We start from the raw sequence: 11,533 nt of genomic DNA on the forward strand, positions 1-11,533 counted from the left end.
CGTGAGCAAAACTACATTAACATCATTATTTAGGTTTACAGGATATTTAGAAGGTGGATCATTACTGTTATTAGTATTTATAGCAATGCCTATCAAGTATATGTTGAGTAATCCAAATGTAGTTTCAGTATTAGGCATGATACATGGTGGATTATTTTCAATGTATGTCATTATGATATTGGTAATGGCACTGATTGTTAGAATTCATATAAAGTGGCCAGTCATTGCTTTTATAACAGCTTTTATTCCTTTTGGAACATTTATATTTGATCATTTCTTTATAAATGGCAAATCTTATGAAAAGATAACGCAATCATAAATTGATACGAAGAGCATGGGACAAACATTTGGATCCTGTGCTCTTTTTTTATTGTATTAATTACAAAAGTCGGTGGAAGTGTAACTAAGGCAGCCCATACAAAAGTCGTCAGAAGTCCAAAATAGACACATACTGTTTTGTTTTAATGAAGATCATCATGTAAAATAGGGAATATAGTAGATAGATTGAGAGAGGAACCATTTTTATGAGAATTAATAAATTTCTAAGTGAAGCTGGTGTATGTTCGAGGAGAGGTGCTGATAAATGGATAAGTGCTAATCGCGTTCAAATTAATGACGAATATGCGACACTAGGGTCTCAAGTTGAAAGTACGGATGTTGTGAAGGTTGATGGTGAAGTCATTACAATTGATAAAGGTTATGTTTATATAGCACTCAATAAACCGCGTGGTATTACATCTACTACTGAGAGACATGTTAAAGGTAATGTTGTAGACTACGTCAATCACCATGAAAGAATTTTTCATATTGGTAGATTAGATAAAGATTCAGAAGGATTATTACTCCTTACTAGTGATGGAGATATCGTTAATGAAATCTTGCGTGCTGAAAATCATCATGAAAAAGAATATGTCGTTTCAGTAGATAAGCCTTTAACGAAAGACTTCTTAAAGCAAATGTCTGAAGGTGTTGAAATTTTAAATCAAAAGACACTTCCAGCGAAAGTATCGCAAATTAATGATAGAACATTTAAAATTGTTTTAACACAAGGTTTGAATCGTCAAATTAGACGTATGTGTGAAACGTTAGGATATAATGTAAAAAAATTAAAAAGAATACGCATTATGAATATTAAGCTTGATGGTATTAAATATGGTGAATGGCGTGATTTAACGAAAGAAGAATTTGAAGAACTGACACGTTCGCTCGCTTATACACCTAAAAGAGACCGTATGACATCTAAATAAAGGGGATAATAAAATGGTTAAATTAAATAACAATGTAGAGATACCAGAATTAGGTTTAGGCGTATACAAAATTGGAGATGCAGATGTTGAGAGAGTCGTCCACACTGCAATTGATGCAGGATATCGTGCGATAGATACAGCTTGGTTTTATAAAAATGAAAAAGCATTAGGCGAAGCTTTAAAAACAGTCAATATTAATCGAGAAGATTTATTTATTACAACTAAATTATGGAATGACTTCCAAGGGTATGATGCAACTATTAAAGCGTTTAATGACTCATTAGAATCATTGCAACTTACGTATATCGATATGTATTTAATTCATTGGCCATGTCCTGCAGACGGATTATTTATTGAAACGTATAAAGCATTAGAAACGTTATATAAAGAAGGCAAAATTAAAGCAATTGGTGTATGTAATTTTAAAGAACATCATTTAGATCAATTATTAGCTGAAACTGAAGTTGTCCCTGCAGTTAACCAAGTTGAGTTTCATCCGTTATTTAATCAAAAAGCATTACAAGCATATTGCGAAAGTAAAGGAATTAAATTAATGGCATGGAGTCCTCTAATGAGAGGTGGGGAATGGTTAAATAACGCAGATTTACAAAGTATAGCAGATCAGTATAACAAGACTGTTGCCCAAGTTATTATTAAATGGCATTTACAACAAGGTAGACTCGTTATTCCAAAATCTCAAAATGATAATAGAATCAGAGAGAATTTTGATGTATTTGATTTTGAATTGAGTGATGAAGATTTAGCCAAAATCGACCAATTAAATACAGATGAACGACAATTTAGAGATCCAGATGAAGTTAAAATTGGAGATATGAAGTAAAATATAGAACCTTCACAGATTTGTTTGAATTAAGATGTATTTCATATGCATCTTTTAGTAAAATAAAACTGTGGAGGTGTTTTATTTGTTTAAATTTAAAAAACCAAATCAACATGGCGTATGGTCAATGATTGTACTACCAATCGCATTCGGAATTGCAGCAACTGGTTTTACATACTTTCATTTATTATTGTATTTAGGTGTACTGGCATCTTATTTCATGAGTGACCAAATTTTCTTCTACTTAAAGAAAAGGAAGAAAATAATAGGTTATATTTATACGGCAGGCATATTTGCTTTGATTGTCGTCATATCATTTGTACCAATCGTATTACATAAACCCGTTACGATATGGATTTTTCTACTGATGGTACCTTTATCACTATTAAATGCCTATTTTGCTAAAAAGAAAAATGAAAGAGCATTTACTAATGATTTAATAGCTGTCTTGATATTCTGTTTATTTGGTGTGATCAGCGCTTTATTAAATGTATCTATAACAGATGTACAATCTTGGTTACCAGTCTTTATTTTAAGTTTCTTATATTTCTTTGGTACAATTTTATACGTTAAGACGATGATTAGAGAGAAAAAATCTGTAAAATATAAATGGTCATCTTGGATTTATCATTTATGTATAGTTGTTGTAGGATTCTTTATACATCCATTAGTTATGTTGATGTATATACCGAGTTTAATACGATCAGTCGTTCTATATGGTAAGAAAATAAAAATTATGCATGTAGGTTTAATTGAAATAGCTAATTCAGTATTTGTATTAGTAGTTGGATCGATATTTTTACATTAAAAAAGCAACCATCCGCGGATGGTTGCTTTAACTTTATCTATTAATTGAAGATTAATTATTTTTTGATTAATTTCAAAATAAATGATAATACAAGAATTAAAATAATTGAACCGATTAGTGCTGGTATGATTGCGACGCCACCCCATACTGGACCTAAATCTCCTAGTAAAGAACCACCAATCGCTGAACCAATTAAACCGGCAATAATATTACCGACTATGCCGCCAGGTATATCTTTACCTAATATAACACCTGCTAGCCAACCTATTAGGCCACCTACGATTAACATTAATATAAAGCCCATTTGAGTGTACCTCCTTATTTATATTTCTTATTTCTATATTTAAGTACCCTGTTATTCACTATGTGAAACATAATAAGAAGTTTTGAATAACTTTTGCCATAAAATAAACATAATATAAAAAAGGAACACTGGTATTAATAGAAACCAATGGGGCGTAAGGACAATCATACATATTAACGCCACAATCGATAATATCTCACCAACTAAACGTGGATGAATAAAGTATCGATATATACCATTTTGGTAAATTTTTGCGAGCCTTTTACCGTCTGATTCAATAGGTTCTGTGAATAACGATAAATAAGCAATGATTTGGCCAAATATAAATAAACTGACACCTAAATAAGGTACAGATTGATAAATTGAAAGTGTACTATCTAAATAAACAATGTTTAAAGACATACTAAATACAATCGTAATGATATAAAGTACGAAATATTGATTTTCAATGTAGTTTGGAACGTATTTAATTTGAATCCATGTATGTAAAAATGCCCATATAAGTAACATAGTCGTTACTGCAATCGTGATGAAGTTGATTTCTTTGATGATTATAAAGGATATTAAACCATTCAAAGCAATTGTGATTGAAATAGCGTAATGATTGATACGCGATTTCTTATTCATTACTACAAAGTTATATGACATCAAGACGATACACAGAATGATATTAATTGAAACGAGGAATGCCATATCTGTCTCCTGCCTTAAAATAGTCTCATCTAAGAATTATAACAATTTCTAAACATATAATCACTAAATATATGTTTTGTGAAAAAAATTAAAGACCCTTTGACAAATGAATGAAACTTTTATAGTATAAAAGTAAGCTATCTTGTAATACAAAATAGCTGTAAAAATTGGAAGAGGTTATTAAGATGTCGACAATTAAGACACAGATGAGAAAAGGGTTATTAGATGCTTGTATTTTATCTATCATACAATCTCAACCAGTATATGGTTATGAATTATCTCGCAAATTAAATGAACATCAATTTACCGATGTAAGTGAAGGAACGATATATCCTATTTTACTTAGATTATTGAAGAAGGATTTTATTTATAGTGAGTTTAAGCATAGTGAACAAGGACCTAAAAGAAAATATTATTATATTACAGATAAAGGTCGCGAAGAATTAGAAATCGTACGAAAAGAATGGCTTGAAATTAAGGATCCTATTACTAAATTGTTAAAAGGGAGCAATGAAGATGTCTAGAACTACTAAACAACTCATCAAAGAAAACAACGAGAAGAGAAAGCAGCTAAATGAAACGGATTTAGAAGTTTATGAAGATTTCTTGTTATATGTTAGAACAGACTTGCGTGTAAATGAACATGAATCAGAAGTCATATTAATGGATGTTCTTGATCATTTATTAGAAGCTGTTTCAAATGGCACAACTGCAATTGAATTTTTCGGTCATGATGTTAAAGGTCATGCCGATGATATATTAAACGAACTACCGAATGAATCTAATAAAGCAATTTTAAAAATGGTAGGAATGGGTGTAGCTTACTTCTATAGTATATATTTTGTTATTACAGGTATCGTAGGTATATTTGTTGATTATAAGACACCACTTATATCTACACTTTTCCTATTACTTATTGTACCAATAGGTGGATTCTTTATTGTTAAAGCATTATTCAATATTATCCAAAGATATATCTTTGATAAATCTAAATATAAGAAAATAAAAGAATCAGCATATGCTGGACTATTAGTTGGTGTTATACCAGCAATTCTAATATTAGTACCTAATCTTGTATTTAAAGATATGATGAAAGTTTATATTCCTTGGTGGATCTTCCTTATATTAGGGATTGCGATTTATGTTATATATAAATTTATGAAAAGACAGCCAAAAGCTGTATAAATAATAGACTAAAATAAATAAGCACATCACTTAATGAGCATTTTCAAGTAAGTGATGTGCTTATTTTATATTGTGTATGCTATTTCCTAGGAAATATTAAACACCTTTTTTATTGCTCCATAACAGTGTATGTAGCTGAGGTAGAACAAAAATATCATTTAAAGTATCATTCATTACTTTATCGATCAGTTGTTCATATTTTTCGAGTAATTTTTCAGTATGGTTTGAAACGCTATCGTCTAGATATGGATTACCTACTTGTAAATAGAATGGGATAGAAGGATATCGTTTGTGTATATCTTTAGCAAATTGGTAGTCTGCTTCGTCGAAAATCACAACTTTGAGTGAAAGACTTTCTTCTACACATTGTGCGATAACTTCATCTAGTATTGTTAAATTAGGTTTCATACCAGAACTTGGTGGCTTAGGACTAATCGTTAAGTCATCGATTTGTGTCATCCATTCTTGGAATTTAGAGCCTTGAGTTTCAAGTGCGGTCTTTATATTGCGTGCTTTAAGAGCTTCTACGAACGGACCTATATTTTTAATCAGAGCAGGGTTACCACCTGATATCGTAACGTGTTGATATTTATTTGGAGCGAGTTGATCTAATTCTGAAATAATATCTTCTGGTTCAAGTAATCGAATATCATCTTTAGCAGAGCCATCCCATGTAAAACTTGAATCGCACCAACTACATCTATAATCACAACCACTTGTTCTAACAAACATCGTTTTTTGACCAATGACTGCACCTTCACCTTGAATCGTTGGACCGAAGATTTCTAACACTGGTATTTTAGGCATTGTTGTCACCTTTCTTAGTTGGACGATAAACGACGTAACTTGTAGGTGTTTCTCTCACAAATACTTGTACACATTTAGGTTGATTATCACGTTTATCTAGAGATGCTTGAACGATATTATAAATAGTTTGAGCAACTTGTTCAGTTGAAGGACTATGATCTTTAAATTCTTCAAAGTCATTTAAAAGTTGATGATCATAACGTTTATGAATTAATGATTTTAATTCGCTAAAGTTCACTAAAAATCCCATTTTATCTAATTCGTCTCCAGCAATTGTTAAATTAACAAAATATGTGTGTCCATGTACATTCATACATTTACCGGCTTCTTCGTGTGGAATATAATGTGCACTTGAAAAATTAAAGTCTTTATTTAGTTCGAAAGCATAAGGGTGTTGAACGCTCGGATAGATTTGTTGTAACATTATAAACTTCCTTTCGTTTCTAGGTATTGGTCTAATCCTTGTTTTCTTAATTTACAAGCAGGACATTCACCGCAACCATCACTCATCACACCGTTATAACATGTTAATGTTTTTTCTCTAACATAGTCTAATGCACCTAATTGATCACTTAGTGCCCAAGTTTCTTTTTTATTCAACCACATGAGCGGTGTATGAATGACGAAATCTTTGTCCATTGATAAGTTAAGGGATAAGTTCATAGATTTAATAAAACTATCTCTACAATCTGGATACCCGCTAAAGTCTGTTTCGCAAACACCTGTAATAATATGTTTAGCACCAATTTGGTATGCTAATGCACCTGCAAATGATAAGAATAGTAAATTACGTGCTGGCACAAATGTATTAGGTATGCCGTTTTCATCATTTTCTATTTGCATTGAATGGTCTGTTAATGCATTAGGGGATAGTTGTGAAAGTAATGACATATCTAGAATATGATGCTTTAATCCTTGTTCTTTAGCGATATCTTCAGCAACTTTAATTTCTAAATCATGGCGTTGGCCATATTGAAACGTCACTAATTCTACTTCTTTAAAATGTTCTTTCGCGTAGAATAAGCATGTTGTACTATCTTGTCCGCCACTGAACACAACAACTGCTTTTTCATTTTTTAATGTTTCTGACATAGTGTTTCTCCTTTATAAAGGCATAAAAAAAGCCTGCCTTCTATAAAAAGGTAGACGTAGGTGTCTAGTTTTTTATAGAGGGTGTAAGCTAGTAACCTCTTAGTTTATTGAATATACAAATGATAATATAATCAAATTGTAAAAGCAAGTTTAGTATATGGTATGATTGACATGAAATTAACGAAAGAAGAGCGAATAAACATATGATTATAATGATAGATAACCACGATTCTTTTACATATAACATTATCGAGTATATTAATATACTGACAAAAAATGAACAAATAAAAATATTGAAATCTGAAGAGGCAAATTGTGATGTTGTACGTGCAATCAATCCAGATGCTATGATCATTTCACCTGGCCCTGGTCATCCAGATGATTATGTACAGTTAAAGGCGTTTCTTCAATCTATTTATACAGATATACCCATATTAGGTGTATGTCTTGGCTTTCAATTATTGATATCTACTTTTGGTGGCAAAGTCGTAAAAGGTCCACGTCCTGTTCATGGGCATACAGCAACGATTAAACATGATGGGAAAGGTATTTTTGAAGGATTGCCTGAATCATTTGAAGTTGCGAGATATCATTCTTTAATAGCAGATAAACACCATATACCTGAAGGGTTTACGGTTTCAGCATGGTTAGAAGAAGGTATTCCAATGGCTATACGACATCAACATTTACCTATTGAAGCGGTTCAGTATCATCCGGAAGCAATATTAAGTGAATATGGATTAGAACAAATTGCGAATTTCTTAGTAAAGGCAGGTGTAGAGATTGAAGACACATATACAATTTAAGTATATTTCAGACAGTCAAAAAGAAGAGAAATTAGATTATAAATTTGAGAATCCAATTGTCATTAAATATGCAAGAACGATTGAAGAAGTATCAGAGCTTGTGCATGAAGCGGAGCGCTATCAAAAAGAAGGATACTATGTTGTCATGACTTTACCATATGAAAGTGCAGCAGCTTTTGATTCAGCGTTAAATGTTTATAAAGCGTCACATCATTATGGAAGTATTCAAGTATTCGAACAACCTGTCTCACACTTTAATGATAAAACGCAACATACATATATAAATGAACATATTGAATGGCGAAGAACAGATTCAGATGAACGTTTAGCAAACAATATACAAGCTATTCAAGATGAAATTAGACTTGGAAATACGTATCAAGTTAATTATACGACACAACTTGAATCAGAACCGATTCGTCATGGTTATGACTATTATCAATCACTCACAGAGGATGCTAATGGAGATTATCAAGCGTATATTGAGCTTGAAGATGAAACGATTATATCCATTTCACCAGAACTTTTCTTTCAATATGGTCCTTATCAACAGATGACAAATACAGTATTAACGAAACCTATGAAAGGGACAATTTCAAGAGGGAATCATAAAGTAGAAGATCAAGCAAATTATGAACAACTGAAGCATTCTCAAAAAGATAGAGCAGAAAATGTCATGATTGTAGATTTGCTTAGAAATGATTTAAGTAAAATTTCTGAAGTTGGTACTGTTAATGCCATTGATTTATTTAAAATCGAACCTTATCAAACGGTATATCAAATGACCAGTACGATTCGAAGTCAATTGAAAGCACAGCATTCATTATTTAATCTACTTCAAGCGCTATTCCCATGTGGCTCGATAACAGGTGCCCCAAAAGAATCAACGATGGCCATTATCAAACGACTAGAGAATAGACCAAGAGGCATATATTGTGGAACGATAGGTTTGTTGTTACCTGATAACAGAATGATTTTTAATGTTCCAATCAGAACGATACATTCAAATTCAGAAAGAGCAGTTTATGGTGTTGGAGCTGGTATCACAATAGATTCAAATGCTGAAGCTGAAATTGAGGAATTCAAAATGAAATCTAAAATATTAGAAAGCAGACATGTAAATCTTATTGAAACGATGAGATTAGAAAATGGAAAAGTCCAAAGACGTCACGAACATACGCACAGAATTTCTACGAGTGCTAAAGCGTTAAATATTCGATTTAATAAAGACGAATGGGAAACTATGCTTAACGACATGGTTAATACTTATGTAGATGGCACATATAAATTAAGAGTTGAATTAAATTCGGATGGTACATTTAATGCTGAAACTTCACCAATAGTCGATTCAACTCAATCTTTAACAGCTCAGTTGTTACCGAGTACACCAGTTTCTTCTATTTATACGATACACAAAACAACTGAACGTCATCATTTTCAACATAATCATGATACAGATGTCATATTGTATTATAATGGAGAGAATGAAATAACAGAATTTGATATTGGTAATGTCGTTATTAAAATAGGTGATGCATATATCACACCTCCATATCATGGACAATTTTTAAATGGTTGTATGAGGCAAGCGTTATTAGAAGATAACCTTATCGAAGAAAAAAATATTACTGTGGAAAAGTTAATCAAAGATATCGAAAGTTCAAATTGTGAAATATACATGATTAATAGTTTGCGAGAATGGACAAAAATAGATTTAAAATTATGATGGTAATATAAAGATACAAATAGTAAAATAGTAAACATCATATAAGGACGGGTGAAAATAGATGTTCTTAACATTATTATATTTAGTAATAGTGATTGTTATTGCATTCTACTTAAAGCGCATCGTTTTAAGTGAATTGAGAAAAGAAAAAAATAAGCAAAGTTTTGCGTATTTATATATTGGATTTGCCGTTGCAATTGTTTTTGTAGGCTTATTTGTAAATCAATTAACACATGTATTTATTGATTTAACAGATGTATTTTATCGTAAATAATGATGCTTTATATATAGCAGAATAGAATGAGGTGTCTTAAATGCGCATATATCCTAAGGGCGATTCTGCATTAACTGTAATGAGCGATCGTGAACCTTCGAGACAGTTAACGCATGAAATTAATGAATTTAGATTAGAAATATTAAGTCAAGATATGCCTTTTATAGATGAGGTTATACCTAGTGAAAATAGTTTAATGGTTGTGTATCATCCTTATAGCATGATGATGAACCATGATATCAATGAGCCATTTAAATATATGACTGAATTTGTAGAACGTATTATTTATCAGAAAAAGCAAGACATTAATGATAGAGAAGTTACAAAGGAATCGATTATGATAGATGTCATTGTAGGTGGCGAATATGGTCCGGATTTTGATACGTTAACGGACTTGTCTGAAGAAGAACAAAGACAAGTGTTAGAATCTAGAACGTATTTTGTTTCAATGATAGGTCATACTCCAGGATGTCCTTATTTATCTGGTTTAAGTCATCGATTGCATTCAGGTAATGCACAGTTCAAACAATTTATCCCTAAAGGATCATTGTGTATTGAAAGAGATAAATTATTTATTACGACAACTGATACAAGTGGTGAGTGGCCAGTCATTGGTTGGACGAATGTTGAAATATACGATAGACAAAATAATATTTGTAAGCTTAATTTTGGTGATGATGTCATCTTAAAAATTGTAGATCAACTACAAAGCAAGGATGGAGGGTATAAGCCATGTCATTAATTATTCGAGAAGCTGGACTATACTCTTCGATTCAAGATTTAGGAAGGCAAAAACAACAACATATTGGCATTGTTAAAAATGGTTCAATCGATCAATTAAACCATAGACTCGCTAATATGCTTGTAGGTAATGAAGAAGGCGAAGCTTTAATCGAAATGACGATTAAGTTGCCGTCTATCCAATTTACAGAACCAACTTTAATCGCATTTACGGGAGCCAACTTCCCAGCATTTGTAGATGGTAAGAAAATAGCACCATATAAAATTCATTTGCTGGATAAAGGTGAAGTATTAAAGTTTGGTGAAGCTTCAAAAGGTACGAGAGGTTATTTAGCAATTGCAGGTGGTATTGTTGCTGAAGAATGGTTAGGTTCAAAATCTACAAGTATCCGTTTAGAAATGGGTGGCTACCACGGTCGTACTTTACAAGCAGGCGATGAAATTGAAATGTGCCGTAATTACACACCTTTACAAAAGAAGCTATTTGAAAATCTAGAACATAGCAAAACAGCTTCATGGGGTGTTGACCAATATACATTAGCGTTAAATTATTTAACAGATATATTCCATGTTATATCGGGAGAAGGTATGACACACTTTAATGAAGCAGAAATTAAGCATCTTGAGAGTCAAGTTTATAAAGTATCTAATCGCTTTAATCGAACGGGATTAACATTAGAAGGGAACTCCGTTATTAATCGTAGAATCGTCGATCAATCATTTTTAAGTGTTAAAAAAGGTACTGTTCTATTAAATGAAGGGAATCAACCGGTCGTAATGTTGAATGATCATCAATCATTATCAAGCTATCCTCAAATTGGAACAATTGCTTCTTATCATATCGATAAATTAGCACAAAAAAAGCAAGGTTCAAAACTCATCTTTAAGAAATTAACGATACAAGAAGCGGAACGCAATATGAGAAAACATGCTCAATTCGTTAAACAAATAAAAACCGGCATTAAATATAAATTAAATGAAGAATTAAACAAATAAATTACATGTGTGA

The 11,533-nt window shown here is 31.7% G+C and carries 16 protein-coding genes; 11 read left to right on the forward strand and 5 right to left on the reverse strand.

Annotated elements, in window-relative coordinates:
- Position 1: 1 nt before the first annotated feature.
- The 4 genes from LQ617_RS06665 (at position 2) to LQ617_RS06680 (ending at position 2,896) form a co-directional block, all read left to right on the forward strand.
- Entirely contained in the window at positions 2–319 is a 318-nt protein-coding gene (locus tag LQ617_RS06665; RefSeq protein ID WP_025904747.1) for a DUF3817 domain-containing protein, read from the forward strand.
- 205 nt (positions 320–524) lie between these two features.
- Positions 525–1,247 carry a pseudouridine synthase gene (locus LQ617_RS06670; protein WP_107572598.1) on the forward strand — a complete coding sequence of 241 codons (723 nt, stop codon included), beginning with the start codon at positions 525–527 and terminating at the stop codon, positions 1,245–1,247.
- A gap of 13 nt (positions 1,248–1,260) precedes the next feature.
- Entirely contained in the window at positions 1,261–2,088 is an 828-nt protein-coding gene (locus LQ617_RS06675; protein WP_126476680.1) for an aldo/keto reductase, read from the forward strand.
- A 76-nt stretch (positions 2,089–2,164) separates the two neighbouring features.
- Positions 2,165–2,896 carry a YwiC-like family protein gene (locus LQ617_RS06680; protein ID WP_239740035.1) on the forward strand — a complete coding sequence of 244 codons (732 nt, stop codon included), beginning with the start codon at positions 2,165–2,167 and terminating at the stop codon, positions 2,894–2,896.
- 55 nt (positions 2,897–2,951) lie between these two features.
- Here the strand turns inward: LQ617_RS06680 and LQ617_RS06685 are convergent, their stop codons facing one another.
- Complete coding sequence (locus LQ617_RS06685; protein ID WP_025904751.1) at positions 2,952–3,200, reverse strand: GlsB/YeaQ/YmgE family stress response membrane protein; 249 nt, start codon at positions 3,198–3,200, stop codon at positions 2,952–2,954.
- A gap of 51 nt (positions 3,201–3,251) precedes the next feature.
- Positions 3,252–3,893, reverse strand: coding sequence for a hypothetical protein (locus LQ617_RS06690; protein WP_037589261.1), 642 nt, complete (start codon positions 3,891–3,893; stop codon positions 3,252–3,254).
- Between the two features lie 185 nt (positions 3,894–4,078).
- On the opposite strand from LQ617_RS06690, the gene LQ617_RS06695 reads away from it, so the two are divergent.
- Positions 4,079–4,417 (forward strand): PadR family transcriptional regulator, encoded by a 339-nt coding sequence (locus LQ617_RS06695; protein WP_025904753.1) that lies wholly within the window; start codon positions 4,079–4,081, stop codon positions 4,415–4,417.
- A complete protein-coding gene (locus LQ617_RS06700) occupies positions 4,410–5,078 on the forward strand; it encodes a DUF1129 family protein (protein WP_239740036.1) in 669 nt (222 codons plus the stop codon). The genes LQ617_RS06695 and LQ617_RS06700 overlap by 8 nt, the downstream gene beginning before the upstream one ends.
- A gap of 96 nt (positions 5,079–5,174) precedes the next feature.
- Here the strand turns inward: LQ617_RS06700 and queE are convergent, their stop codons facing one another.
- From queE to queC, 3 genes are read right to left on the reverse strand one after another with little or no spacing between them, the layout of a single operon-like run.
- Complete coding sequence (queE, locus tag LQ617_RS06705; RefSeq protein WP_037589260.1) at positions 5,175–5,885, reverse strand: 7-carboxy-7-deazaguanine synthase QueE; 711 nt, start codon at positions 5,883–5,885, stop codon at positions 5,175–5,177.
- Positions 5,878–6,309: a 6-carboxytetrahydropterin synthase QueD gene (gene queD / locus LQ617_RS06710; protein WP_048539957.1), complete on the reverse strand. Its 432-nt coding sequence runs from the start codon at positions 6,307–6,309 to the stop codon at positions 5,878–5,880. Before queD ends, queE begins: the two co-directional genes overlap by 8 nt.
- Positions 6,309–6,977, reverse strand: coding sequence for a 7-cyano-7-deazaguanine synthase QueC (gene queC, locus LQ617_RS06715; protein ID WP_126476678.1), 669 nt, complete (start codon positions 6,975–6,977; stop codon positions 6,309–6,311). Before queC ends, queD begins: the two co-directional genes overlap by 1 nt.
- 203 nt (positions 6,978–7,180) lie before the next feature.
- On the opposite strand from queC, the gene LQ617_RS06720 reads away from it, so the two are divergent.
- The 5 genes from LQ617_RS06720 to LQ617_RS06740 all read left to right on the forward strand — a co-directional run bounded on the left by LQ617_RS06720 (position 7,181) and on the right by LQ617_RS06740 (position 11,520).
- On the forward strand, positions 7,181–7,783 hold the full coding sequence (locus LQ617_RS06720) for an anthranilate synthase component II (protein ID WP_204173358.1): 603 nt from the start codon (positions 7,181–7,183) through the stop codon (positions 7,781–7,783).
- Positions 7,761–9,509, forward strand: a complete 1,749-nt coding sequence (locus LQ617_RS06725) for a bifunctional chorismate-binding protein/class IV aminotransferase (protein WP_239740037.1) — start codon at positions 7,761–7,763, stop codon at positions 9,507–9,509. The genes LQ617_RS06720 and LQ617_RS06725 overlap by 23 nt, the downstream gene beginning before the upstream one ends.
- A 61-nt stretch (positions 9,510–9,570) precedes the next feature.
- On the forward strand, positions 9,571–9,783 hold the full coding sequence (locus LQ617_RS06730) for a hypothetical protein (protein ID WP_025904760.1): 213 nt from the start codon (positions 9,571–9,573) through the stop codon (positions 9,781–9,783).
- Positions 9,784–9,823: 40 nt separating this feature from the next.
- Complete coding sequence (locus LQ617_RS06735) at positions 9,824–10,525, forward strand: carboxyltransferase domain-containing protein (RefSeq protein ID WP_239740038.1); 702 nt, start codon at positions 9,824–9,826, stop codon at positions 10,523–10,525.
- On the forward strand, positions 10,516–11,520 hold the full coding sequence (locus tag LQ617_RS06740; protein ID WP_239740039.1) for a 5-oxoprolinase subunit C family protein: 1,005 nt from the start codon (positions 10,516–10,518) through the stop codon (positions 11,518–11,520). The genes LQ617_RS06735 and LQ617_RS06740 overlap by 10 nt, the downstream gene beginning before the upstream one ends.
- Positions 11,521–11,533 lie beyond the last annotated feature (13 nt).

The organism is Mammaliicoccus sp. P-M59 (assembly GCF_022386135.1).
Lineage (GTDB): Bacteria > Bacillota > Bacilli > Staphylococcales > Staphylococcaceae > Mammaliicoccus > Mammaliicoccus sciuri_A.